This is a genomic window from Sorangium sp. So ce1036, assembly GCF_051369805.1.
Taxonomy (GTDB): domain Bacteria; phylum Myxococcota_A; class Polyangia; order Polyangiales; family Polyangiaceae; genus Sorangium; species Sorangium cellulosum_F.
Genome location: NZ_JBBMOX010000002.1, coordinates 1,085,652 through 1,109,038, shown reverse-complemented (window position 1 = coordinate 1,109,038; position 23,387 = coordinate 1,085,652). Strand labels below are relative to the sequence as shown.

The following is a 23,387-nucleotide window of genomic DNA, read 5'->3' as shown; positions in this document are numbered from 1 at the left end:
ACCATGCCTTTCCGCCTCCGGTATTTGGCGCACGACTTCGAGCTCCCCGAAGGGCCCTTCGTGATTGGCCGGAGCGGCGACTGCCAGCTCTCGCTCGACGATCCGCTGGTGTCGCGGCGCCACGCGAGCCTGCAGGTGCGCGCCGACGGCGTCTCGGTGCTCGATCTCGAGAGCCGGAACGGCGTGTACGTCAACGGGTCGCGCATCAGCGGCCAGCGCGAGCTGAACGACGGCGACCGGATCGTCATCGGCAGCCAGGAGATGCTGCTCTACGGCGGGGAGGAGTCGCGGCCCCACGACGCGTACGGGGTCGAGTTCCGGCGCGCGACGGCGACGCTCGGCGCGATGGCGCTGACCGAGATGCGCAAGATGTCGGACGACCCGACCGAGCTCACGAGCCCGACGGGCGACGGCGGCTCCAAGGGCTTCCAGTCGCTGCGCCTGCTCGCGAGCCTCGCCGACAAGGCGCTCGCGATGGGCCGGAGCGAGGAGGCCGAGCGCATCCTGCAGACCGTGCTGATCGACATCCTGAGCCGCGCGCGGACGAACGTCCCGCTGGAGATGCCGGCCGCGGAGCTCGCCGCCCGCTACGCGGCGCGCCTCGCGGGCGCCACGACCAAGGGGAGCTGGGTCAACTACGCGTTCGAGCTGTTCACGATCGCGCGGCGCCCGCTGCCCGGGCCCGTCGTCGACGAGCTCTACACCGTGGTCCGGCGCGTCAAGTCGCTCGATATCCAGCCGCTCAGGACCTACCTCGACGACCTGCGCCGGATGGCGCCCTCGTTCGGTCCGACCGAGCGGTTCCTGATGCAACGGATCGAGGGTCTCGAGCGGCTCGTCGCAGCGAAGTAGCGTCCGAGGCCTCGTCGCCCGGCGAGGCGGGCGCCGCGGCGGCGGGTCGCGCCACGCGCACGGCGGCGTCCGGCGAGGCGGCGGTGGGGGGCGCCACGCGCACGGCGGCGTCCGGCGAGGCGGGCGCCGCGGCGGCGGATCGCATCGCGCGCGCTCCCGACGGCGACGGGTCGCGGGGAAGCGCGCTCGCCTCCGCCTCCTGCCAGCCGAGGTTGCGCGCGGCGGCCTTCGCGATCGCGTCGCGCAGGTCGGGATCGACGACCTTGCCGAGCTCTCGCCGGACCTCGGGCGGGAGCGGCGCCTCCCGCGGCGCGGGGCGCACCTCCTCGCGCCAGGGGGGCCGCGCGACCGGCGCCACCTTGCCGACGCGGAACCGGAGCGACTGCACCGGGAGGCCGCGCGACCGGAGCTGCGCGAGGATCACGTCGCCGAGCATCGAGAGCTCCTGCGCCCAGGTCGAGCTCGCCGCCTGGACGTGGAGCACGCCGCGCTCCAGCTTGAGCGGCCTGGCGCGCGCCGCGATGCGTGACCCCACGGCCGCCTCCCACTCGCGAAACGGCATCGGCGAGGTCTCCACCTCAGCCGGCGCCGCCAGCGACGTATTCCGCTGGATCAACGCGCCCAGGCGCTCGACGGCTCCGCTCCGACGCGACATGGACGCCGAGCGTAGCAGGCCTTGCGGCGTGTGGTTTCGGCGGAGCGCGCCGCCCACGCGCGCCCAGCGTCGCGGACGACCGCGCGCCGCCCGAGGCAGGACAGCAACCCGCCCGCGCAGCCCGCTCAACCGCGGAGGACTGGCCGCATGTGCAAGCGCGCTCGCCTGGCTGGCGCGGCCCTTTGGGGGCTCACCTCCGGGGCTTGCGTTCCGGCGAGCCCCTTTTGTCGCTCGCCTGCACTTCAGCCCCTCCGGTGAGCCCCCAAAGGGCCGCACCACCCTCGCCTGCAAGGGGCGAGCTCCACCTGGACGACCTCCGTCCAGGGATTCGTCAGCGGTACCGAAGGTGGGACTCGAACCCACAAGCCCGTGAGGACAGCGGATTTTGAATCCGCCGCGTCTGCCATTCCGCCACTTCGGCTCGGCGTTGCGATGTCAGTGAACCGATCGAACGGTAGATCACCGGGCACGACCCTGGCAATGGGCGACGCAGCGAGGCCGCGATCACGGCGGCCGCGCCCGGGATGCCGCGAGGGCGTCAGACCACGAAATCCAGCATCTGCAGGCGCGTCAGGTAGTCCTGGAGCGCGGTGGCGTACTCGTCGATCAGGAGATCGAGCTTCACGAGCGCGCCCTGCTCGCTCACCGAGTCGATGGTCCCGCTCACCGGGATCTCGCGCGTCGGCAGGATGAGCACGCCGCTCCAGTACGCGCCCTTCTCGGCGTCGCGCAGGCCGGCGAGGCGCAGCCAGCCGTCGGAGAGCTCGGTGACGGGGACGAGGGCGCCGCTGTCGAGGCGGACCGAGCTCTTCAGCGTGTGGGCCGGCTCGACCAGGTAGTGCGAGCGCCGGTTCTTCTCGATCAGATCCTCGAGCGTCGAGCAGATGACCTTGCTCAGCGGGGTCTCCTCGCTGTCGAGCACGAGCTCGAGCAGCCGCTTCATCGACTTCTGCGTGCGGATCAGGTTCGCGCGGACCTCCTCGAGGCGCCGCGCGTCCCGCCGGATCTTGCCGGCCACGACGTTGAGCAGGTTGTTGTAGAACGGATAGGCGACGTCGCCGTGCGCCTCGAAGAAGTCCCGGAGCTCGGCGATGCCGATGCGCCAGATCTCCGACGGCTGCGTCGTCACCGCGGTCGTCATCCGCCGGATGCCGGTCAGCGCGCCGAGCTCGCCGATGGGCGAGATGGGGCTCAGGCGGAAGCGCGTCTCGCCCGCCTCGATCAGCGCGACCTCACCCTGGACCAGGAGGAGCAGGTGCGAGGGCGCGCTCCCGGCCTCGAAGAGCACGTGGCCGGAGGGGACCTCCTGGCGCTGAAACGCCTTCATCAGCGCGTCGAGGTGCTCCTCCGTGATTCGCTCGAACAGGGGGATCGCGTGCAGATCAGCAGGGCGGACCGCCATGGGGTGACACTCCTCGTTCAACGTGGGATCGGGCTCCGCGCCCGCGGCCTTGCGAGACACGGTCCTCGCGGCGCGCACAGCCTCGGCGTGGACCGCGGAGGGGGCATCCTACTCCAGGTCTCGACCTGAGGAAGGGGGATGGGCGGGCCGCGCCCCGGACGGGCCCGCTCCGCTGGCGGGATCCGGTGGGTGCCGGTAACGTCGCCCGGGTGAAGCAGCCCGTCCGCCCACGGCCCCTCGCGGCGACGCGCCGGGCATCGCTGCGGCTCCTCGTCGCCGGCCTCGCCCTCCTCGCCGTCGCGTGCGGCGCCACGCCGGGCAAGCCGCCCGACGCCGAGGCGCCGCCTCCCCCGAGGCCGCGCAACGCCGCCGCGATCGCGCAGTCGATCGCGGGGGGGCGGGTCTCGGTGCTCGTCTACGCCGACAGGACCCGGGGCCACCCCATCATGGCGCGGCTCGCGGCGCTCGATCTGTGGGGCCCCGTGCTCGCGGGCACCGGGCTCGATCCGGAGCGGGACGTCGAGCGCGCCTTCGTCACCGCGCCGCGGGTGGACGCGGCGAACGAGGCGGTCGTCGTCCTGGAGCACAGCGTGCCGGAGGACCGCCTGCAGGCAGCGCTCGACACGCTCCTCTCGCGCAGCGACCCGCCGGGGGCCCGGGAGAGCGGGCTCGGCGTCCCGGCCGTGCGCGTGACGATCCGGGGGCACACCCGCGTGGTGGCGAGCGTGGAGCCGACGTTCCTCGTCGTGCTGCCCGAGGCCAAGGCGCGCGAGGCGCGGCGCTTCGTCGGCACCGGGGGCTTCCCCGACCCGACGGGCGACGAGGCCGCGCGCGCCGTGGCGATCGACCCGGCGAGGACGCTCCGGGCGCCGCGCGCGCCGCGCGTGCCGCCCACCCTCGGCGCGCTCGAGGCCGCCGTGACGCTGGCCGACGACGGCGGCGCCGTGGTCGCGCTCGACGGCGCGAGCGCGAGCCCGGAGCAGGCCGCCCGCGACGCGGCCGCCCTCAACGAGGAGATCGAGCGCGCGACCACGGTCCGCATCGCCATCGTGAAGCTCCGCGTCGTCGACCCGATCGGGTTCTTCGCCGAGGGGGACCGGGTGAGGGCGAAGCGGCGCGTGACGCCGGGGGAGCTCGACAAGCTCTTCGGCCTGCTCAGCGCCGTGTTGCCGCGCTAGGCTGCCGCCCGATGCGACTCGTCAAGATCGGAATCGCCAACGTGAACTCGACCGTCGGCGCGGTCCGCTCGAACACCGACAGGTGCATCGCGCTCGCCCGCTCGATGGCGCGCGAGGACGTGACCCTGGCGGTCTTCCCCGAGCAGGCGATCGGCGGCTACGCGGCCGAGGATCTCGTGCAGTGGCCGGCCTTCGTCGAGAGCCAGCGGCGCGAGCTCCACCGGTTCGCGCAGGAGACGGCGGCGCTCCGCACCGTGTTCGTCATCGGCGTGACCGTCGGCGTGGGGGGCGACCTGTTCAACGCGGGCGCGGTCGTCCACGGGGGCCGGGTGATCGCCTTCTCCCCCAAGGAGAAGCTGCCGACGTACAACATCTTCTACGAGGCGCGGACGTTCTCGCGCGGCATGCCGTTCATGGAGCTCGACGCCGGCGGCGTGCCCTGCGGCGACCGCATCTTCACCTTCGATTTCGGGACGATCGCCGTCGAGGTGTGCGAGGACATCTGGTCGCCCGAGGGCCCGATGCGGCGCCGCTGCTACGCGGGCGCGGAGATCGTCTGCAACATCTCGGCGTCGCCGTTCCGCGCCGGCGTGGTGGGCACCCGGCGCGAGATGATCGCGACCCGCGCGTCGGACAACCAGTGCACGATCGTGTACGCGAACCTGGTCGGCGGCAACGACGGGCTCGTCTTCGACGGCGGCGGGCTCATCAACCAGAACGGCCGCCCGATGCTGGAGGCGCCGAGGTTCCGCGAGGGGTTCGCCGCGGCGGTGGTCGATCTCGACCGGACGACGCGCTGCCGCCGCGAGGCGAGCACCTGGCGCAGCGACCTCGAGGAGTTCCGCCGCACCTCCCCGCAGATGGTCAAGGCCCTCCGGATCGACGGCGAGACGGCGGACCGCTCGCGCCTCGCCTACCCTGCCCCGCCGCCGGGCACGACGCCGTTCCTGCCCGCCGCGGCGCCGCCGTCGGCCTCGCCGCGCGACGAGCTGCTCGACGACTTCTACGAGGTGCTCGCCCTCGGCGTCGCCGACTATTACCGCAAGATCGGCGCCTTCAAGAGCATCGGCCTCGCGCTCTCGGGCGGCCGCGACTCGCTCCTCACGCTGCTCGTCGCGCACCGCGCGGTGGAGCTCCTCCACCCGGGGCTCGAGGGCGCGGCGCTGCGGGAGCGGGTCGGGGCGTCGCTCCACGCGTTCTTCATGCCCTCGCGCTACTCCAGCGACGCCACGCACCGGGCGGCCGCGCAGATCGCGGCCGATCTCGGGGTGTCGTTCGCGGTGATCCCGATCGAGGACGCGTTCCCGCGGGAGCTCGAGGCCGCCCAGTCGATGCTCGGCGACGATCGCTCGTTGACCGAGCTCACCAGGCAGAACGTGCAGGCGCGCATCCGCGGCGGGCGCATGTGGAACTGGGCGAACTCGAGCGGCGCGCTGTTCCTGCAGACGGGGAACATGAGCGAGAAGGCGCTCGGCTACACCACGATGGGCGGCGATCTCGAGGGGGCGTTCAGCGTGATCGCCAACCTGCCGAAGACGGTGGTCATCGCCCTGCTCGAGCGGCTCTCCCGGCGCTTCGGCTGGAAGGGGATCCAGCAGACGCTCGCCACCACCGCGGGGCCGGAGCTCGCCGAGAACCAGTCGGGCGAGGCCGAGCTCATGCCGTTCGAGGTCCTCGACGCGTGCCTCTACCTGTACGGCGCGGAGAAGCTCGCGGCCGACGAGGTGGCGGCGGCGCTCCCCAGCCTGTTCCCCGACAGGGATCCCGCGGCGCTCTGCGCCTGGGCGGAGAAGTTCGCCGCGCTGTTCTCCCGGTCGATCTTCAAGTGGGTCCAGTCGCCGATCGCGATCCACCTCGGGTCGCTCGACCTCGACCGCGAGCGGGCGCTGCAGCTCCCGGTGGTGCAGCGGACCGAGTGGAAGGGCGGCTGAGCAGGAGGGCCTGAGTGGAAGGGCGGCCGAGCGGGGGGGCCTGCTCGACGCGGCGCTCAGTTGACCGCCTTCTCGACGGTCGCGGGCGCGCCCGGCCTCGCTCCGTCCCTGGGGACGCCCTCGACGGCGGGGGGCGCGGCGCTCGCGGCGCGGATGGATCCGTCGGCCGAGAAGCGCTCGAGATCCTCGGTGACGCGGCGGAGGTAGGCCTGCTTGATGTGGAACGGCAGGAAGGCGCTCTTGAAGCCCGCCACGATGATCGACTTGATCTCCTTCAGCCCGAACCCCATCCGCGTGTGGCAGTGCCAGAGCTCCTGGGACACGGTCGTGTCGGTGACGAGCCGGTTGTCGGTGTTGACCGTCACGCGCAGGCCGAGGCTCTGGTAGAGCTTGAGCGGGTGCGAGGCGAGGTCGCGCACGGCGCCGGTCTGCACGTTCGATGACGGGCAGCACTCGAGCGGGATGCGGTGATCGTTGATGTAGTGCAGCAGGTCGCCGTCCTCCCGAAGGCGGCACCCGTGGCCGATGCGGTGCGCGCCGCAGACGTGCAGCGCCTGCGCGATCGACTCGGGGCCGTACGCCTCGCCCGCGTGGATGGTGCAGTTGATGTTGTTCTGGCGCACGAGCTGGAAGGCGGCCTTGTGGTGCTTCGCCGGGTGGTCGTACTCGGCGCCGGCGAGGTCGTACCCGACGACGCCGCGGCCCTTGTAGGCGACCGCGAGCTCCGCCATCTCCAGCGACGACTCCGGCGAGATGTTGCGGATGCCGCAGAGGATGACGTTGCTCTCGATGCCCAGCGCGTCGTGCGCCGCGCGGAGCCCGGAGAGCACCGCCTCGACCACGCTGGTCAGGCGCAGCCCGAGGCGGGTGTGCAGCATCGGCGAGTAGCGGACCTCCATGTACCGGACGTTCTCGCGCGCGGCGTCCTCCGCGAGCTCGTAGGCGACGCGGGAGAGCGCCTCCTCGGTCTGCAGGACGCGCAGCGTGATGTCGAACGCCTTGAGGTACTCGACGAGCGAGCCGCAGTTCTGGCCCAGGTTCATCACCCGGCGCAGCTCGGGCGGCTCGTACGCCGGGAGCTCGACCCGGTGGCTCCGGGCGAGATCGATGATCGTCTCGAGGCGCAGGGAGCCGTCGAGGTGAACGTGGAGATCGGTCTTGGGTAGCTGGCGAAAGAACTCCAGAGGGAGCTTGCCGGATAGCTCGGGATGATCGGACATGAACCATTGTGTCACCCGGCGACCGGCCGCGGAAGGCGGCGGCGGGCGCGGAGCACCCCGCGTCCGATCCCGCCCCGACCCCCGCGCCCGCCCTCGCCGACGTGGGCGACGGTGTGGTCACGTCCGCGCGGACGACGCGGGCGACGAGCCGGGCGAGGGCGACGAGGGCGGGGAGCCGGGCGAGGGCGACGAGGGCTGCGAGCGACGCAGGAGCTCCCCGCTGCTCACGGCCACCGCGACGGCGGACACCCCGAAGAGGGCGACGAAGAGCCACGCGAGCGGCAGGCCGAGCTGCTCTCCGGCCGCCTCGCGGCGCAGCGCCTCGCGGAGCCGCTCGGGGTTGTACCCCAGGACCACGCGCCGCCCGACGTAGGTCAGCGGGAGCCCGCGCGCCTCCATCCGCGCATAGAGCGCCATGTCGGCGTCGATCGCCGCCCTCGTCGCGGGCGAGGACATGCACGCCGAGAGCTCGGCGGGCGAGAGGCCGAGCGGGCGCAGGACGGAGACCACGCCCTCCTCGGTCAGCCTGCGCGGCGACGCGCTGTAGAGGAGCGCGGCGGCCTGCTCGCGCTTCTCCTCGGGCGTACAGACGTAGGCCTGCGCGGCGGGGAGCGCGCCGGGGTGGCCGGGGAGCGGCACCATCTTGCGCACGTGGCGCAGCCGCTCGCCGTAGGGCTCCTCCATCTTGCTCATCTCGGGGTGGAGCCTGCGGCAGAACGGGCACTCGAAGTCGGTGAAGGCGACGACCGTGATCTTGCCCGGCGCCTGCATCGCCGCGATCTCCGCCGGGAGCGGCGGGATGACCGGGTGATTCCCCCAGAGGAACGGCAGGCCGATGGCGGCCGCCGCGGCGGCGCCCCACGCGGCGGTGCTCACGGGGCCGCCCTGCGCGGCGCGATCGAAGGCCTCGCGCGGCGTGCGTCGCGCCTGCCGCGCGAGGAGCGCCGCGGCGACGGCCGCGGCGAGGGCGGCGAGGTCGACCGCGACGCACCACGCGCAGAGCGCGCCGATCGCGAAGACCTGCAGGCCGAGCAGGACCAGGGCGGCGAGCCCGCCGGCGGCCGAGGCGGCCGCGAGCGCCGCGTGGTGCCAGCGCTCCCGCGCGAGCAGCGAGCCGGCGAGGAGCGTCGTGTACGCGGCGAGCCCGAGGTTCGGCAGCGGGACGCCGAGGAGCCGGCTGTACGGCGATACCCTGACGGCGAAGCAGCCCGAGGTGACGCCGCAGAAGGCAGGGTCGCCCGCGTTCTGGTACTCGACGATGAGCACCGCGCTCGCCGCGATGGCGAGGAAGAGCGCGAGCCGGAAGAGCGTGACGAGGAACCGGGCACGCCCAGCCTGTCGATCGCTGCCCGGACGTACGGCGAAGACGGCGCCTCGGCCGGCGAGGACGAAGAGGAGCACCAGCGCGAGGAGCAGGGCGATCGAGTTCAGCAGCATCGGTCCCGGTGGCTCGTGGTTGGGCTCGAGGCATACCGGACCGGAGCCGGGGCAGCCAGCGAGAGGAGACTCGTGCTAGTCGACTCGGCATGTGTCCCTCCTCCCGCGGAGACTCCCCGACGACCGGCTCCGGCGCGCGCCGCCGGGAGGCGGTCGTCGACCTCCTGTCGTCCTTCAAGCGCGCCCTGCACGCGAACGAGATCGCGGAGCGGCTCGGCGTGGCGCCGAGCCGGTACCCGAAGCTGCAGCGCCTGCTCGAGGAGCTGTCGCTGGAGGGGAGCATCGTCGCCCTCCCGGGCCAGCGGTTCCGCCTGAGCCAGCGGCAGGTCGAGGGGCGCGGCGCCGAGCACGAGGGGACGCTCAGCGTGAACCCGCGCGGCTTCGGCTTCGTGTCGCTCGGCGGCGCGGCCGAGGACGTCTACATCCCGCCCGAGGCCATGGGCGGCGCGCTCCACGGCGACACCGTGGCGGTGCGCATCGCGACGCGCTCACGGCGCGGCGTGGAGGGGGAGGTCGTCCGCGTGATCAAGCGGCGGCACGCGCGCGTGGCCGGCGTGCTCCGGCGCCGCGGCAAGAGCGCCTGGCTCGAGCCGGACGACGTCCGCGTCCGCGGGCCGATCGTGGTCGTGCCGCGCGAGCCGGGCGGGCCGCTCGGGCCGGCGGACGCCGAGGACGGCGCCGCGGCGGTCGTGACCATCACCCGCTTCCCGGCGCTGCCCGAGGAGAACCCGGAGGGCGTCGTCGAGGCCGTGCTCGGGATGCCCGGCGATCCGAATGTGGAGGTCGCCAAGATCCTCGTGCGCGAGGGGATCGAGGAGGAGCACCCGGCGGAGGCGATCGCCGAGGCCGAGGCGTTCGGCGACGACGTGCCGGCCGAGGCGCTCGCCGGGCGCACGGACCTCACCCACCTGCCGATGCCGACGATCGACCCGGAGGACGCGCGCGACCACGACGACGCGGTCTGGGTGGTCCGCGAGGAGGACGGCTCGTACCGGGCCTGGATCGCGATCGCCGACGTCTCGCACTACGTGCAGCCCGGCAGCGCGCTCGATCAGGCGGCGCTCGCGCGGGCCAACTCGATCTACCTGCCCGACCGCGCGATCCCGATGCTGCCGCGGGCGCTGTCGTCGAACCTCTGCTCGCTCCTGCCGGGCGTGATCCGGCTCTGCCTGTGCGTGGAGGTCGAGCTCGACCCGGCGGCGACGGTGAAGCGCGCGCGCGTCGTCGAGGGGTACATCCGCTCGATCGCGAAGCTCACCTACCCCGGCGTGGCGCGCGCGCTCGGCCTCACCGCCGAGCCGCCGCGCAGCCCCGAGGCCGAGGCGCTGCGGAACGATCTCCAGGTGATGTGGGACCTCGCCCGGCTGCTGCGCGGCAAGCGGATGCGGCGGGGCGCGCTCGACCTCGAGCTGCCCGAGGCGAAGGTGGTGCTCGACCCGGAGACGGGCGCGCCCCTCGACGTGCAGAAGCGCAGCCACGACCCCGGCGTGGCGAAGGCCTACCAGCTCATCGAGGAGCTGATGCTCCTCGCGAACGAGACGTGCGCGCAGTTCGTCGTCGACCAGAGCATCCCCACCGTCTTCCGCTACCACGCGCCGCCGGACCAGGCGAAGCTCGAGCGGTTCGCGACCATGTGCGCCGAGCTCGGGCTCGCCTTCGACCCCGAGGACGCGACCGAGCCCAAGCGGCTGTCGGTGTTCCTGAAGAAGCTCCACGCGCACCCGCAGAAGCAGGTGCTGCACATGCTGCTGCTCCGCGCGATGAAGCAGGCGGTGTACGACGTGGCCAACGTGGGCCACTTCGGCCTGGCGTCGAGCGCGTACCTGCACTTCACCTCGCCCATCCGGCGGTACCCGGACATCACGGCGCACCGGGCCATCCGGGCGGTGCTGCGCGGCGAGCGCATCGACCGGAGCGAGGCGGCCCTGGAGCGGCTGCGCGAGGCGGCCATCACGGCGTCGGAGCGCGAGCGCAAGGCGATGGAGGTGGAGCGCGAGGTCGTCGACCTGCACCGCGCGATCGTCATGCGCTCGCGGCTCGGGGACCTCTTCGAGGGCACGGTCACGGGCATCGTGGGGACCGGCGTCTACGTGAACATCGAGGATCCGTTCGTCGACGTGCTCGTCCGCATGGAGTCGCTCGGCCCGGATCAGTACGAGATCGACGACGAGGGGCTGCGCGTCATCGGCCTTCGGTCGGGGGACCGCATCGCGATCGGCGACTCGATGCTCGTGCAGATCGAGGACGTGGCCATCCTCCGGCGCACCGTCTACGCCCGGCGGCTCGCCGGAGAGGGGGAGTCGAGCGAGGCGAGGCCGCGTCGGCTCCGGCGCGGCGAGGCGGACGCACGGGTGAAACGTCGAGTCAAGACCACCAAGAGCACGCTGGACGCCAAGGGGGGCAGGGGCGCCCGCGGCGGCAAGAGCAAGCAAGGCGACAAGAGCACCAAGGCGCGCAAGAAGCAGCGGTAGCCGCGCGGAGCGCCGCCCCTCCTCTGCCGGCGCCGCCGCCCGACGCGCGCGCGCCCTCCCCTCCCCGAGCCCGCCCGATCCCGCGGACAGCTCCTAGAAACATCATTGAAATCCTCGAGATCGAGGCCCGAAATCGAGATCGTGGCTCGCGCGCGATCGCCCTCGGTCGCGCGCGAATCAAGCCCGTCGAGCGCCGCCATCGTCGCGCCCCCGCCGCGACCGACGCGGGATCAAAAAAGTAAAGAGTCCTGCATTTCGCTTGCGTTCGGAGGATCGCTATGGTCTCACCTGATTCATTACTAGGGAGAGGTGATCCATGCCGAAGCCGACGTATCCCGCGTACAACACCGGTGACTTCCTGGTCGATTACGAGGAGAAGGTCTTCGAGGACGTCAAGGCGAAGCCGGGAGAGAAGGCGCTGGTCACCTTTCACACGGTGGCTTTCGAGGGGTCCATCGGGCTCGTCAACCTGCTCACCGCCATCCGCCTCCAGCGCAAGGGCTTCGAGACATCGGTCCTCCTCTACGGGCCGGGCGTCACGCTCGGGCTGCAGCGCGGCTTTCCCAAGCTCGGGAGCGAGGCGTTCTCCGGGCACCTCGCGGTGAACCAGCAGATCGTGCGGTTCATGGAGGAGGGCGGCAAGGTGTATGCGTGTCGGTTCGCGCTGCAGGCGCTCTACGGCCACGGCGAGCACGCGCTGATCCCGGGCATCAAGCCGATCAGCCCGCTCGACGTGCTCGACATCCAGCTGCTCCACCGCCGCGAGGACGCGTTCATCCTGCACTCCTGGACGCTCTAGCCGGGCGCGGCGTCGGTCGATGGATACCAGGCGCAAGGTCAGGGCCGCCGCGGTGCAGCTCAGCCCCGTCCTCGGGAGCCGGGACGGGACGGTCGAGCGCGTCGTCGCCGCGATCGCCAGGGCGGCGAAGGAGGGCGCGGAGCTCTGCGTCTTTCCCGAGGCGTTCGTCCCCTGTTATCCGTACTTCTCCTTCGTGCTCCCCCCGCCCGCCATGGGCAAGGAGCACATGCGGCTTTACGACGAGGCGGTCACCGTCCCTGGCCCGGTGACACGGGAGGTGGCCGCCGCCGCGCGCGCGCACGGCGTGGTCGTGGTGCTCGGCGTGAACGAGCGCGATCACGGGACGCTGTACAATGCGCAGCTCGTCTTCGACAAGGACGGCGCCCTCGCGCTCCGGCGGCGCAAGATCACGCCGACGTACCACGAGCGGATGATCTGGGGGCAGGGCGACGGCGCGGGGCTCAGGACCGTGGACACCGCGGTCGGGAGGATCGGGGCGCTCGCCTGCTGGGAGCATTACAACCCCCTCGCGCGGTTCGCGCTGATCGCGCAGCACGAGCAGATCCATTGCAGCCAGTTCCCCGGCTCGCTGGTCGGGCCCATCTTCGCCGAGCAGATGGAGGCGACCATAAAGCACCACGCGCTGGAGTCGGGCTGCTTCGTGGTGAACGCCACGGCCTTCCTGACCCCGGAACAGGTGCGCGAGATCGCGCCGAGCGAGCAGCTCCAGGGCGTGCTGCGCGGCGGGTGCATGACGGCCATCGTGACGCCGGAGGGCGCGCACGCGTGCCCCCCGGTGACCGACGGCGAGGGCATGGCCATCGCGACGCTCGACTTCGCCCTGATCACGAAGCGAAAGCGGATGATGGATGCGGCGGGCCATTACGCCCGCCCGGACCTCCTGCGGCTCTGGATGGATGCGGCGGAGCGCTCGATCACGCTCGGCCCGGGCAGCCCAGGGGCCCCCTCCCCCGATCGTGCGGTGATGGACCATGGAACCACAGACGCTGATCACCGAGCTCCAGTCGTCCGGCCTGAGGGTGGTTGAGGGCCCCGGGGGCGCGCCCGGAGACGGCGCCGCGCCCCTCGCTCCCCCGGAGCCCGGGGCCGGCCAGGACGACGGCCGCGCCGCGGCGTGGACGTCGCGCCGCGGCGGGGCCGGGCCGACCGGGCACGTGGCCGCGGCGCTCGGCGGCGCCACGGTGATGATCCCGATCCACACGGGCCCGGCCGCGACATCGCCCTTCGTGGCGCGGATCGGGCGCGACGGGGCGGGGGTGGTCGAACGCGACGGCCGGGCGCTCGCGCCGATCGCGCTCGTGAAGGCGCCCCGCTTCTACGCCCTCTCGACCCGGGACGGGATCCCGTACCCCAAGATCGCGCTGCTGCACGGCGCCGACGTCCTCGCCTCGACGGTGCTCCAGACGTGCGTCCGGTACAGCGACCCGGCCAGGGCGTGCGCCTTCTGCGCGATCGGGCAGTCGCTCGCGGCGGGCCGCACCCTCGCGAAGAAGACGCCGGAGCAGCTCGCCGAGGTCGCCGAGGCGGCGGCGCGGCTCGACGGGGTGCGGCACGTGACCCTGACCACCGGCACGCCGCGGTCCGCCGACCGCGGCGCGGCGCACCTCGCCGACTGCGCGCGCGCCATCAAGGCGGCCGCCGGCCTGCCGGTGCAGGCGCAGTGCGAGCCGCCCGAGGATTTCGCCTGGTTCGAGCGGATGCGCGCGGCCGGCGTCGACAGCCTGGGCATGCACCTCGAGGCCGTCGAGGACGCGGTGCGCGCGGCCGTGATGCCGGGCAAGGCCGAGGTGAGCGTCGCGCGCTACTTCGAGGCGTTCGAGGCCGCCGTGCGCGTCTTCGGGCGCGGCCAGGTGTCGACCTACCTCATCGCCGGCCTCGGCGACTCGCTGGAGGCGCTGCTCGGCGCGAGCGAGCGGCTCGTCGCGATGGGGGTCTACCCGTTCCTGGTCCCGCTCGTGCCCGTCCCGGGGACGCCCTCGGCCGACCGCGCCCCGCCCTCGGCGGACTTCATGCGGGCGCTCTACGCGCACCTCGGCCCGCGGCTCGCGCGCGCCGGGCTGCTTTCGACGGACGTGAAGGCGGGCTGCGCCCGCTGCGGCGCCTGCTCGGGGCTCTCGGGCTTCGAGGCGGCAGGGCGGGCCGCGGCGCCGGCGGACCCCGCCGCGGTCGTGACACCCACCTCGGAGAGCACCGATGACGCCACGTTACAGCTTCGAGCTGGCGCAGAGCCGGGAGGCCTATCTCCAGTACCTCCGCTTGCGCCGGGCCATCTTCTGCGACGAGCAAGGGCTGTTCAGGGGCACGGATGAGGACGCGTGGGACGCCTCGGCGTCCCCGATCGTCGCCGTGCAGCGCGGGGCGCGCGAGGGCGAGGAGGTCGTCGGCGTGGTGCGCATCTACGAGGTGGAGCCCGGCGTCTGGTACGGCGGCCGGCTCGGCGTCGCGCGGGCCCACCGCAAGCAGGGCGTGGTCGGCCGCGGCCTCGTGCGCAAGGCGGTCACCACGGCCCACGGCTGGGGGTGCCGGCGGTTCCTCGCGCTCGTCCAGGCGGCGAACGTCCCGTTCTTCGAGGGCATGCACTGGCGCTCCCTGGAGGAGCGCACCCACCGCGATCACCCGCACCACCTGATGGAGGCCGACCTCGCGAGCTACCCGCCGGGCGACGAGCCCCGCCGCCCGCCCGGGCCGGGGCTCCGCTGATGCTCGCCGGCATCGCAGCCCACCTGCGCGGCGCGCTGGGCATCCTCGCGAAGAAGGACGTGCAGATCCCGGCGCGGCACCTGGCCGGCGGCGCCGGCGCGGCCTGGCCCGCCGGCAGCCCCGGCGCGGCCCCGTCGCCCGCGGCGCGCGGCGCGGGCGACGTCGCGCTCGGCGACGACTGCGCGGCCATCCCGGACGGGGACGGCCACCTGCTCCTCGCGGCCGAGGGGATCTGGCCCGCGTTCCTCGAAGGGGATCCGCGGTTCGCCGGCTACAGCGCGGTGATGGTCAACGTCAGCGACATCCACGCGATGGGAGGCCGCCCGCTCGCCGTGGTCGACGTCGTCTGGGGGACCTCGGCCGGCGCGCTGGAGCCGGTCTGGGAGGGCATGATGGCGGCGTCGCGCGCCTACGGCGTGCCGATCGTCGGGGGCCACACGAGCGCGCGCAGCCCGTACAACGCCCTGGCCGTGGCCATCGTGGGGCGGGCCCGGCGGCTCATCACGAGCTTCGCGGCGCGCCCGGGCGACGTGCTCGTCGCGGCGATCGACCTGCGCGGCAGGATGCACCCGGAGCACCCGTTCTGGGACGCCTCGACCGGCGCGGATCCGGCGCGGCTCCGCGGCGATCTCGAGGTGCTGCCCGCGCTCGCCGAGGCGGGGCTGTGCGACGCCGGCAAGGACATCAGCATGGGCGGCCTGGTGGGGACGCTGCTCATGCTCCTCGAGACCTCCGGCGCCGGCGCGGTGCTCGACGTCGAGGCCGTCCCGCGGCCGCGCGATCTGCGCGATCTGCGCGATCTGCGCGATCTGCGCGATCTGCGCGATCTGCGCGATCTTCCGATCGAGCGCTGGCTCCTCGCGTTCCCGAGCTACGGGTTCCTGCTCAGCGTGCGCCCCGAGACCGCCGGCGACGTGCTCTCGGCGTTCGCGCGCCGGGGCATCGCGAGCGCGGCGGTCGGCGCGGTCGACGGCTCCCGGCGGCTCACCCTGACCGCCGGCGGCGAGCGGTACACGCTCTGGGACCTCTCCGCGGAGCCGCTCACGGGGCTCGGGCGCGAGGCGGCCCGATGAGCGCCGGGACCGCAGGCGGCGCGATGAGCGCCGGCGCCGCGGGCGGCGCGCCGCTCTCGGTCGCGCTCCTCACCTACTCCACGAAGCCGCGCGGCGGCGTCGTGCACACGGTGGAGCTCGCGGAGGCGCTCCAGGATCTCGGCGTGGCGACGTGCATCTACGCGCTCAACAAGGACCAGGGCGGCTTCTACCGCGCGCCGCGCTGCCCCGCGGTCCTCGTGCCCGCCGCCCCCGCCCCCGCGGGCATCGACGCGGTCGTGGAGCAGCGCATCGAAGAGCTCGTGACCGGGCTCCGGCGGCTCGGGACGCGGCACGACATCTGGCACGCCCAGGATTGCATCAGCGCGAACGCGCTCGCGACGCTGCGCGCCGAGGGGCGCGTCCCCCATTTCCTCCGGACGGTGCACCACCTCGACGATTACGACAGCCCGTACCTGCGCGCGTGCCAGGAGCGCGCCGTGCGCGAGGCGGACGCGTGCCTCGCGGTCAGCGAGGCGTGGCGGAAGGTGCTCCGGGCGGACCTCGGCGTCGACGCGGCGATCGTGCCGAACGGGGTCAGCCTCCGGCGCTTCACGCCGGCGCCGGACGGAAGCGAGGCGGCGCTGCGGAGGCGCCTCTCCGCCACCGGGTCGCCGCTCTTCGTGACCGTGGGCGGCGTCGAGCCGCGCAAGAACTCGATCCACCTGCTCAAGGCGTTCATCCGGGTGCGGAGGCGCCTGCCCGGCGCCCAGCTCGTCATCGCGGGCGGAGAGACGCTGTTCGATCACGCGCCCTACCAGCGCGAGTTCGACGCCATCGCGCGGGAGAGCGGCCTCCTCCCGGCGCCCCAGGGCCCCTCGCCGCCGCCGCTCGTCCTCGCGGGCGTGCTGCCCGACGCGCTGATCCCGCCCCTCTATCGCCTGGCCGACGCGTTCGTCTTCCCGTCCGTCCGCGAGGGATTCGGCCTGGTCCTGCTCGAGGCGATGGCGTCGGGCGCGCCGGTGGTGAGCTCCGCGCAGCCTCCGTTCACCGAGTTTCTCAGGGACGGAGAGAATGCGCTGCTGGTCGACCCCGCGAGGATCGAGGATCTCGCCCGAGCGATGGAGGCTATCCTGGACGAGGGGGTGAGGCGGCGCCTGCGCGCCGCGGCGATGGAGACCGCGGGCGGCTACACGTGGGATCGATCGGCCCGCATTGCGGCCGCCTTGTACCGCGGTTTCCTCGATCATCGCCCGAGCAGGAGCGACCCATGCCGGAGATGCGTTTCGTGATCGAGTGGCCGGGCGGCGAGCAGCAGATCTACTATTCGCCGTCGCTCGTGATCAAGGATCACCTCGATGTCGGGGGGAGCTACGACATCGACGATTTCGTGTCGCGCTGCCGGACGGCGCTCGGCATCGCGAGCGAGCGGGTCCTCCAGAAGTACGGATTCCACTGCACCCTGGCCCAGGCGGAGGCGGCGCGCATAGCGAGCACGGCCGCGCGATTCCGCCGCCAGCGCGGGGCCCAGGTCCGGGTCCTCAGGTTTGTCGAGTGACGGAAGGAGCAGGACGATGACGACCCGGTCGAAGATGGAGCGCCTCCTGGAGGAGCGCCGGTTCCTCGTATCCGCCGAGCTGACGCCCCCGCGGCACCACGATCTGACGCGGCTGCTGCAGCACGCGCGCGCCATGGCGGGCTGCGTGGACGTTGTGCAGATCAACGACCACCTGCTCTCCCAGGCGCGCTGCGCGAACATGGCGGTCGGGCACCTCGTGCGGCAGGAGGGGGTCGAGCCGGTGCTCCAGTTCTCGCTCCGCCACAGGAACAAGATCGCCCTCCAGGGCGACCTCCTCGGCATGGCGGCGCTCGGGCTCTCGAACCTCATCATCCTGGGCGGCTATCCGTGCTCCATCGGCTCCGATCCGGACGCGAAGGAGGTGAGCGACGTGGACAGCCTGACGGCGATCCGGCTGACGAGCCGCATGACGCGCGAGGGGAAGCTCTTCAATGGCGACGGCCTCTCGCCGGCGCCCTACTTCCACGTCGGGACCATCGATTTTCCGTGCCCCGAGCAGGCGATCGCGGGGGCGATGGAGCGGCTCGCGGCGAAGATCGAGGCGGGCGCGCGCTTCATCCAGGTGCAGGCGGTGTTCGAGCTGGCGCCGATGCGCCGCTGGATGGCGGCGGTGGTCGAGCGCGGCCTGCACGAGCGCGCGCGCTTCGTCGCGGCGATCTTCCCCTTCGCGGGGGTGGATCGGCTGAGCTTCCTGCAGAAGGTGCCCGGCCTGGTGGTCCCCGAGCACCTCATCGAGCGCGTGCGCAAGAGCGGCGACGCCGAGGGCGAGAGCTACCGGATCACGCTGGAGCTGCTCCAAGGGCTCCGCGACGTCCCGGGGCTCGCGGGCCTGCACATGCGCTCCATCGGCGCGGAGGACTGGGTGCCGCGGCTCGTGGAGGACGCGGGCCTGCGGCGGGCGGCCTGACCGGACCGCCCGACCCGGGGCTACGCCTTGTGCGCGATCCAGAGCAGCGCGAGCCCGTTGAGCCGCCGCTCGCGGCGGTCGACCTGGAAGCCGGCGCCGTCGAGATCGGCGCTCAGCCGGTCCTCGGTGTGGCGGTAGGTCGCCTCCGCCGCGTCCGCCCACGCGAGCATCGCGTGCGACGTCTGCGGGTTGTACCGGTGGCCCCGCAGGAACGCGGCCATGGCGGTGCGGTTCATCGCGGCCGCGGGCTCCAGCAGCCCGAGGCGGCCGCCCGGCCGGAGCACCCGCGCCACCTCCGCCAGCACCGGCCCGAGCTCGGGCAGGTGCAGGAGCAGGTTCGACGAGGTCACCACGTCGAACGACGCCTCCGGGAACGGGAGCCGCGTCGCGAGCGCCTCCCGGAACGTCACGTTGTCGAGCCCGAGCGCCCTCGCCCGCTGCGTCGCGCGCTCGACCATCGCCCCCGCCGCGTCGATCCCGATCGCCTCGCTGCTCCGGCGCCCCATCTCGCGCGTCAGGCGGCCCGTGCCGCAGCCGAGGTCGAGGCAGCGCTCCTCCACCCCGGGATCGACCAGCGTGACGAGCTCGTCGACGAGCGTCGCGTACGGGCCCTCCGCCTGCATGCGATCGAAGAAGTCCACCAGCTCGTGGAACGGGGTCGCCTGCTCCTTCGCCGCGTACCGGTCGCGCCAGCGCCAGGCGTCGTCGAGCGCCTGGTACGTCCCCCGGTAGTAGAGGAGCGGCGCGCCCGCCTCGCCCCGGCCCGCCGCGAGCGCGCGGCCCACGTAGATGATGTGATCCCCCCCGTCGTACGCGTGCTCCACCTTGCAGTCGATGAAGGCGAGCACGTCCTTCAGGATCGGGCTGCCGGACTCGGCCACGTGCGCCTCGGTGAGCACCGCCTGCCGGTCGATGTCCGTCCCCTTCCCGGCGAACAGGTCCGAGACGTCCCGCTGCTGGTCCCGCAGGATGTTCACCGCGAAGACGCCCGACGCCTCGATGGCTGCGCTCGTGCGCGACCGCCTGTCAGCGCAGAACAGCACGAGCGGCGGCTCGAGCGAGACGGCGCTGAACGAGTTGACCGTCATCGCCAGCGGCGCGCCGTCCTGCACCGTGGTCACGAGCGTCACCCCGGTCGCGAACTGCCCGAGCACCTTCCGGAACTCCGCGGGATCGAAGAGCATGCGGCATAGTACGCGCTCGGCGCGCGGCGGGGATCCAGGATCTGCGCCGCGCGCGCGCCGCGTCAGAACGCGCGGGTCCGGTCGTCCGACACGCGATAGAGCTGCATCAGGAGGTGCCGGCCGCCGTACGGCTGCACGTAGCGCAACGCAACCGCCTTGCTCGCCACGAAGCGGTGATAGCGCCGCGCCGGCACGACGATGAGATCGCCCGCGCCGACCCAGACGCGCATCCACTCGTCGTTCACGCAGCGGATGTCGTAGACGCCCTGCCCCTCGAGGAACAGCCGCACCTCGTCGGCGAGGTGGCAATGCTCATCCGCCTCGCGCGCGCTCTCGGCCTCGTCGCGCGGCTTGCTCGCGTCGCGGCAGACGTCCTCCTGCTCTGTCCAGCCGCGCTCCGCGCGGATGCGCTGCACGGCGAGCGCGGCGGCGGCCAGGTCGAACGACCCGCACCGGATCCCCTCCGCCTGAAGCTCCGCGTCGGTGCACTCGATCTCGTCCTCAGCTCTCATCCGGATCGCACGCATCCGCATCCCTCCCGGGCCTGTGAACTTCGACCCCGCGCGCGCGCGACGTCAAGACGCTAACCGCGTCCGAGGAGCCAGACGAGACCTGCAATGCTGAGCGCCAGCACACCCAGCGCGAGCAGCGCAATGAGCGCCTCCGCGATCCCCCACCCTCCGCCCGGGGCGACACGGGGAACCGACGCGGGCGGCCGCGCGAGCGACGACGGCGCGCTCGCAGCGGCCGGCGACGGCGTCGGCGTGGCGGGCGGCTCGTCGGGCGCAGGAGCGTCGACCACCTCGTCGGGGCGCAGCGGCTCGCACGGGCTGCGCTCGATCTCCGCGAGCGCCTCCGCCGCGGGGTGCTCGAAGACGAGCCGATCGCGGCAGAGCGAGAGCACCTGTCCGGGACGCCAGATCGTGTCGAACTGAGGCACCGGGACCCCGTCGAGCGACGCGCCGGCGCGCGATCCGAGGTCCTGCACGGAGAATTGATCGGCCCTCCGCGTAATGGCGATGTGGCGACGCGAGACGTCCGGGTCGTCGAGGGGCAGATCGGTGTCCTTGGCGCGGCCGATGACGTACGGGCGCGCCGCCTCCTCGAGGCGCAGCACGCGGCCCTGGTCCGGGCCTTCGACCACGACGACCCGCGGCGTGGGGTCCTCGCCCTGCGCGGCGAGGCCGCGCGAGACGAGCTCGAGGGCGAGCTCCTTGGCGGCCGCCGCGGGGGCGGCCGTCGCGATGGCGGGCTCGATCCGGAGCGCGAGCCAGACGCGCCCCACCCGGATGCGGTCGCCGGTGCGCAGCGGCATCGCGGTGCGCGGCGCGATCCTCGTCTTGCCGAGGAACGTGCCGTTGTCGCTGCCCTCGTCGAGGAGCAGGTAGGTCGCGCCGCGCTGCCGGATCGACGCGTGCCTGGGGCTCACGCTCGGATCAGGGAGGCGGACCTCGCAGCCGTCCGCGCGGCCGATGATGATGCGGGGCGCGTCCAGGGTCAGCGCGAGCTCGCCGCCGGCCCTGCCGCCGAGCCCCCCGCCGGCCCCGCTGCCAGGCCCGCCGCCGGCTCCGCTGCCAGGCCCGCCGCCGGCTCCGCTGCCAGGCCCGCCGCCGGACCCGGCGAGCACCACGATCGTCAGCGCCATCGATGCTGCCTCCGCGCGCCGGGGCGGCGCCGGCTCAAATCGCCGCCGTGCGCCGCATCCGCTCGGCCGCGCTGACGAGCTGCCGCACCGCCTGGTCCTGCAGCCGCGCGGCCTCCTCGATCCGCTTGCCGGCCTCGACGAGCTGCTCGCCGCCGCGCGTCTGGCTGCGGTGCGAGGCGTTGAGGCTGTGGACCATGTTCGAGATCTGCTCGATCGCGCTCGTGATCTGGCGCCCGCCGCGCGCCTGCTCCTGGGCCGACCGCTCCACGTGCTGCGTGATGGTCCGCATCTTCTCCGCGCTCTTCATGATGAGCTCCGAGCCGCGCGCCTGCTCCGCCGTGGCCGCGGCGATCTGCTGCACCGTCTCGGCGATGCGGCCGATGGCGTCGGTGACCTGCTTCGACCCCTTCGCCTGCTCGACCGTGGCGCGGGCGATGGCGCGCACCATGTTCGTCGACTTCTGCGAGCTCTCGAGGATCTTCTTCAGGGCGCGCTCGGCCTCGTTCGACACCTCGACGCCCCGGTCGACGTTGTGGGCGCCGCGCTCGACGGCGGCGATCGCGTTCTTCGACTCGGACTGGATGGTCTTGATGAGCTCCGCGATCTCCTTCGTGCTGCCGCCGGCGCGCTCGGCGAGGTCCTTGATCTCGTCGGCGACGACGGCGAAGCCCTTGCCGTGCTCGCCGGCCTGGGCGGCGATGATCGCGGCGTTCAGCGCGAGCAGGTTCGTCTGCTCGGCGACGTCGTCGATGACCGCGAGGATCTGCCCGATCGCCTCGATCCGGAAGCCGAGGTTCGAGATGACCGCCACGGCCTCCTGGCTCGACTCCTTGATGCGATAGATCTCGCCGATCGTCTTCAGGATCGCCTCGGCGCCCTTCTCGGCGTCGGTCGCCACCTCCTCGGAGAGCCGCGCCGTCTCGTTCGCGTTCGACTGGACCTGGTCGATGGAGACGTCCATCTGGTTCATCGAGGAGCTCGTCTCCTCGGCCGTCAGGGCCAGGGCGTCGACGTTCTTCGCCACCTCGCGGATGGAGTACGCCATCTCCTCGATCGAGGAGACCGTCTCGCGCACGCTCGACCCGAGCTCGCCGACGTTCTCGGCGACCTCCTCGTTCGTGGCCGTCATCTCGAGGATGCTCGAGCTCGACTCCTCCGCGCTCGACGCGAGCGACTCGACCGACTGGGCGATGTTCGCGAGGGCGGTCGTCATCTCGCGGATGTAGACCGTCGCCTGCTCGCTCGCGTGCATGACGCTGCTCACCCCGTCGCTGAGCTTCGGCAGGAGCTCGTCGAGGAGCACGGTGGCCTGGGCGAGCTCGCTGCGGCGCTGCTTGTCGCGCTGCTCGGCCTGGGTGATCCGCTCGGCGATGCCGGTGAGCTCCGCGTAGAGGCGCGAGAGCTCCTGCGGCGCGCCGGCCGGGGCGCGCACCCGCTCGCCGGCCGTGGCGCGCAGCACGGCGTCCACGAGCTCGTCCACGTCGATGTCCGGGCCCCGCTGCGACAGCTCGTTCACCTTGCGGGTCAGGGACGCGCACTCCCGCTCGAGGGCGTCGCGCTCCTTCGCGAGCTCGTCGCGCTCCTTCGCGAGCCCGTCGCGGTCCCGGCTCAGGGTGTCCCGCTCCTTCGCGAGCTCGTCGCGCTCCCGCTCCACGCCGTCCCGCTCCCGGCCCAGGGCGTCCCGCTCCCTGGCGAGCTTGTTGCGCTCGTCGGCGAGGGCGCGGTGCTCCTCCGCGAGCTCGACCTGGCGGCCGGCGATCTCGGCGATCTGCTCGTACGCCTCGGCGAGCTCGGCGGTGGCGCCCTCGGGCACCGGGGGCCGCTTGCCCCGGGCGGCGGCGCGGAGCGCATCGCGCAGGCCCCCGAGGGGGACGCCGCCCTTGCCCGCGAGGCTCGCGTACAGCACCGCCACCGCCGCGGAGACGCCGAACATTCCGAACAGCTGGCCCGAGAACTCCGCCAGCGGCTTCGACGCGAGGCTCAAGCCGAAGCCGACGAGCACGAGGATTACGGCGATGGCGATGGAGAGCTGCTTGGCGTTCATTTCGTGCGTTCCGAGCGGGGCAGCCGGCCGCGCGCGCGGCGGCGGCGCCCACCGTCGACCCCGAGGGACGACCGAGCGTAAGAGGCGAGTGCCCCCGGGTGCAAGGAGAGCGCGCGGCGGAGGCGCGGGCGAGCCGCCGCCGGCGGCGCGGGTCGACGTCCGGTCCGCGGCGCGGGGTGGGCCGGCCACCGGCGCGGGGACGGCGCGCGGCGGGGCGACGGCCACGAATTTGGACGATCGCGACCGGATCGCGTAAGCCAGAGGGGCCGCGGAGGAGGCTCGCCCGCCGCGCGCCTCGGCGCGGGCGCGGCCCCCTGAAGGTCCGCTAGCA

General features: G+C 73.3%; 20 protein-coding genes and 1 tRNA gene. 12 read left to right on the top strand and 9 right to left on the bottom strand.

What is annotated here, in order from left to right; all coding sequences use genetic code 11:
* Positions 1–3: 3 nt before the first annotated feature.
* Positions 4–852: an FHA domain-containing protein gene (locus WMF31_RS41190; RefSeq protein ID WP_436607351.1), complete on the top strand. Its 849-nt coding sequence runs from the start codon at positions 4–6 to the stop codon at positions 850–852.
* On the opposite strand, the gene WMF31_RS41185 is transcribed toward WMF31_RS41190, so the two are convergent.
* The 3 genes from WMF31_RS41185 to WMF31_RS41175 form a co-directional block, all read right to left on the bottom strand.
* Positions 743–1,414 carry a DUF721 domain-containing protein gene (locus WMF31_RS41185; protein WP_436607350.1) on the bottom strand — a complete coding sequence of 224 codons (672 nt, stop codon included), beginning with the start codon at positions 1,412–1,414 and terminating at the stop codon, positions 743–745. The genes WMF31_RS41190 and WMF31_RS41185 overlap by 110 nt on opposite strands.
* 431 nt (positions 1,415–1,845) lie before the next feature.
* A tRNA-Leu gene (locus WMF31_RS41180) sits at positions 1,846–1,928 on the bottom strand.
* A gap of 117 nt (positions 1,929–2,045) precedes the next feature.
* Positions 2,046–2,969, bottom strand: a complete 924-nt coding sequence (locus WMF31_RS41175) for a Crp/Fnr family transcriptional regulator (protein ID WP_242515678.1) — start codon at positions 2,967–2,969, stop codon at positions 2,046–2,048.
* 149 nt (positions 2,970–3,118) lie between these two features.
* Between WMF31_RS41175 and WMF31_RS41170 the strand changes: the two genes are divergently transcribed.
* Both WMF31_RS41170 and nadE read left to right on the top strand, forming a co-directional pair.
* Positions 3,119–4,087, top strand: a complete 969-nt coding sequence (locus WMF31_RS41170) for a hypothetical protein (RefSeq protein ID WP_436607349.1) — start codon at positions 3,119–3,121, stop codon at positions 4,085–4,087.
* A gap of 11 nt (positions 4,088–4,098) precedes the next feature.
* The gene (gene nadE, locus WMF31_RS41165; RefSeq protein ID WP_436607348.1) at positions 4,099–6,018 is read left to right on the top strand and encodes an NAD(+) synthase; all 1,920 of its coding nucleotides are present in this window, start codon (positions 4,099–4,101) and stop codon (positions 6,016–6,018) included.
* Positions 6,019–6,074: 56 nt separating this feature from the next.
* On the opposite strand, the gene add is transcribed toward nadE, so the two are convergent.
* Both add and WMF31_RS41155 read right to left on the bottom strand, forming a co-directional pair.
* Complete coding sequence (add, locus tag WMF31_RS41160; protein WP_436607347.1) at positions 6,075–7,238, bottom strand: adenosine deaminase; 1,164 nt, start codon at positions 7,236–7,238, stop codon at positions 6,075–6,077.
* A 117-nt stretch (positions 7,239–7,355) separates the two neighbouring features.
* Positions 7,356–8,675, bottom strand: coding sequence for a vitamin K epoxide reductase family protein (locus WMF31_RS41155; RefSeq protein ID WP_436607346.1), 1,320 nt, complete (start codon positions 8,673–8,675; stop codon positions 7,356–7,358).
* 89 nt (positions 8,676–8,764) lie between these two features.
* On the opposite strand from WMF31_RS41155, the gene rnr reads away from it, so the two are divergent.
* The 9 genes from rnr (at position 8,765) to WMF31_RS41110 (ending at position 18,183) form a co-directional block, all read left to right on the top strand.
* Complete coding sequence (gene rnr, locus WMF31_RS41150) at positions 8,765–11,146, top strand: ribonuclease R (RefSeq protein ID WP_436607345.1); 2,382 nt, start codon at positions 8,765–8,767, stop codon at positions 11,144–11,146.
* A 316-nt stretch (positions 11,147–11,462) separates the two neighbouring features.
* Positions 11,463–11,945, top strand: a complete 483-nt coding sequence (locus tag WMF31_RS41145) for an MSMEG_0572/Sll0783 family nitrogen starvation response protein (RefSeq protein ID WP_436607344.1) — start codon at positions 11,463–11,465, stop codon at positions 11,943–11,945.
* A gap of 19 nt (positions 11,946–11,964) precedes the next feature.
* The gene (locus tag WMF31_RS41140) at positions 11,965–12,993 is read left to right on the top strand and encodes a Nit6803 family nitrilase (protein WP_436607343.1); all 1,029 of its coding nucleotides are present in this window, start codon (positions 11,965–11,967) and stop codon (positions 12,991–12,993) included.
* Positions 12,938–14,275, top strand: a complete 1,338-nt coding sequence (locus WMF31_RS41135) for an MSMEG_0568 family radical SAM protein (protein ID WP_436607342.1) — start codon at positions 12,938–12,940, stop codon at positions 14,273–14,275. Before WMF31_RS41140 ends, WMF31_RS41135 begins: the two co-directional genes overlap by 56 nt.
* Positions 14,160–14,666, top strand: coding sequence for an MSMEG_0567/Sll0786 family nitrogen starvation N-acetyltransferase (locus WMF31_RS41130; RefSeq protein ID WP_436607341.1), 507 nt, complete (start codon positions 14,160–14,162; stop codon positions 14,664–14,666). The genes WMF31_RS41135 and WMF31_RS41130 overlap by 116 nt, the downstream gene beginning before the upstream one ends.
* Entirely contained in the window at positions 14,666–15,739 is a 1,074-nt protein-coding gene (locus WMF31_RS41125; RefSeq protein ID WP_436607340.1) for a sll0787 family AIR synthase-like protein, read from the top strand. Before WMF31_RS41130 ends, WMF31_RS41125 begins: the two co-directional genes overlap by 1 nt.
* Positions 15,736–16,989, top strand: coding sequence for an MSMEG_0565 family glycosyltransferase (locus WMF31_RS41120; RefSeq protein WP_436607339.1), 1,254 nt, complete (start codon positions 15,736–15,738; stop codon positions 16,987–16,989). The genes WMF31_RS41125 and WMF31_RS41120 overlap by 4 nt, the downstream gene beginning before the upstream one ends.
* Positions 16,968–17,255, top strand: coding sequence for an MSMEG_0570 family nitrogen starvation response protein (locus WMF31_RS41115; protein ID WP_436607338.1), 288 nt, complete (start codon positions 16,968–16,970; stop codon positions 17,253–17,255). The genes WMF31_RS41120 and WMF31_RS41115 overlap by 22 nt, the downstream gene beginning before the upstream one ends.
* Before the next feature lie 16 nt (positions 17,256–17,271).
* Positions 17,272–18,183, top strand: coding sequence for a methylenetetrahydrofolate reductase (locus WMF31_RS41110; RefSeq protein WP_436607337.1), 912 nt, complete (start codon positions 17,272–17,274; stop codon positions 18,181–18,183).
* Between the two features lie 20 nt (positions 18,184–18,203).
* Here the strand turns inward: WMF31_RS41110 and WMF31_RS41105 are convergent, their stop codons facing one another.
* From WMF31_RS41105 to WMF31_RS41090, 4 genes are all read right to left on the bottom strand, one after another.
* Positions 18,204–19,367 (bottom strand): flavin reductase, encoded by a 1,164-nt coding sequence (locus tag WMF31_RS41105; RefSeq protein WP_436607336.1) that lies wholly within the window; start codon positions 19,365–19,367, stop codon positions 18,204–18,206.
* 62 nt (positions 19,368–19,429) lie between these two features.
* Positions 19,430–19,879 (bottom strand): 1,2-dihydroxy-3-keto-5-methylthiopentene dioxygenase, encoded by a 450-nt coding sequence (locus WMF31_RS41100; protein ID WP_436607335.1) that lies wholly within the window; start codon positions 19,877–19,879, stop codon positions 19,430–19,432.
* A gap of 71 nt (positions 19,880–19,950) precedes the next feature.
* On the bottom strand, positions 19,951–21,012 hold the full coding sequence (locus tag WMF31_RS41095; protein WP_436607334.1) for an FHA domain-containing protein: 1,062 nt from the start codon (positions 21,010–21,012) through the stop codon (positions 19,951–19,953).
* A gap of 34 nt (positions 21,013–21,046) precedes the next feature.
* Positions 21,047–23,056 (bottom strand): methyl-accepting chemotaxis protein, encoded by a 2,010-nt coding sequence (locus tag WMF31_RS41090; protein ID WP_436607333.1) that lies wholly within the window; start codon positions 23,054–23,056, stop codon positions 21,047–21,049.
* Positions 23,057–23,387 lie beyond the last annotated feature (331 nt).

Excerpts from the sequence above, each read along its gene's own strand:
- WMF31_RS41155 (WP_436607346.1), bottom strand. The coding sequence starts at position 8,675 with ATGCTGCTGAACTCGATCGCCCTGCTCCTCGCGCTGGTGCTCCTCTTC.
- WMF31_RS41120 (WP_436607339.1), top strand. The coding sequence starts at position 15,736 with ATGAGCGCCGGGACCGCAGGCGGCGCGATGAGCGCCGGCGCCGCGGGC.
- WMF31_RS41115 (WP_436607338.1), top strand. The coding sequence starts at position 16,968 with ATGCCGGAGATGCGTTTCGTGATCGAGTGGCCGGGCGGCGAGCAGCAG.
- WMF31_RS41110 (WP_436607337.1), top strand. The coding sequence starts at position 17,272 with ATGACGACCCGGTCGAAGATGGAGCGCCTCCTGGAGGAGCGCCGGTTC.
- WMF31_RS41095 (WP_436607334.1), bottom strand. The coding sequence starts at position 21,012 with ATGGCGCTGACGATCGTGGTGCTCGCCGGGTCCGGCGGCGGGCCTGGC.
- WMF31_RS41125 (WP_436607340.1), top strand. The coding sequence starts at position 14,666 with ATGCTCGCCGGCATCGCAGCCCACCTGCGCGGCGCGCTGGGCATCCTC.
- WMF31_RS41090 (WP_436607333.1), bottom strand. The coding sequence starts at position 23,056 with ATGAACGCCAAGCAGCTCTCCATCGCCATCGCCGTAATCCTCGTGCTC.
- WMF31_RS41105 (WP_436607336.1), bottom strand. The coding sequence starts at position 19,367 with ATGCTCTTCGATCCCGCGGAGTTCCGGAAGGTGCTCGGGCAGTTCGCG.
- add (WP_436607347.1), bottom strand. The coding sequence starts at position 7,238 with ATGTCCGATCATCCCGAGCTATCCGGCAAGCTCCCTCTGGAGTTCTTT.
- rnr (WP_436607345.1), top strand. The coding sequence starts at position 8,765 with ATGTGTCCCTCCTCCCGCGGAGACTCCCCGACGACCGGCTCCGGCGCG.
- nadE (WP_436607348.1), top strand. The coding sequence starts at position 4,099 with ATGCGACTCGTCAAGATCGGAATCGCCAACGTGAACTCGACCGTCGGC.
- WMF31_RS41145 (WP_436607344.1), top strand. The coding sequence starts at position 11,463 with ATGCCGAAGCCGACGTATCCCGCGTACAACACCGGTGACTTCCTGGTC.
- WMF31_RS41100 (WP_436607335.1), bottom strand. The coding sequence starts at position 19,879 with ATGAGAGCTGAGGACGAGATCGAGTGCACCGACGCGGAGCTTCAGGCG.
- WMF31_RS41130 (WP_436607341.1), top strand. The coding sequence starts at position 14,160 with ATGACGCCACGTTACAGCTTCGAGCTGGCGCAGAGCCGGGAGGCCTAT.
- WMF31_RS41140 (WP_436607343.1), top strand. The coding sequence starts at position 11,965 with ATGGATACCAGGCGCAAGGTCAGGGCCGCCGCGGTGCAGCTCAGCCCC.
- WMF31_RS41190 (WP_436607351.1), top strand. The coding sequence starts at position 4 with ATGCCTTTCCGCCTCCGGTATTTGGCGCACGACTTCGAGCTCCCCGAA.
- WMF31_RS41135 (WP_436607342.1), top strand. The coding sequence starts at position 12,938 with ATGGAACCACAGACGCTGATCACCGAGCTCCAGTCGTCCGGCCTGAGG.
- WMF31_RS41185 (WP_436607350.1), bottom strand. The coding sequence starts at position 1,414 with ATGCCGTTTCGCGAGTGGGAGGCGGCCGTGGGGTCACGCATCGCGGCG.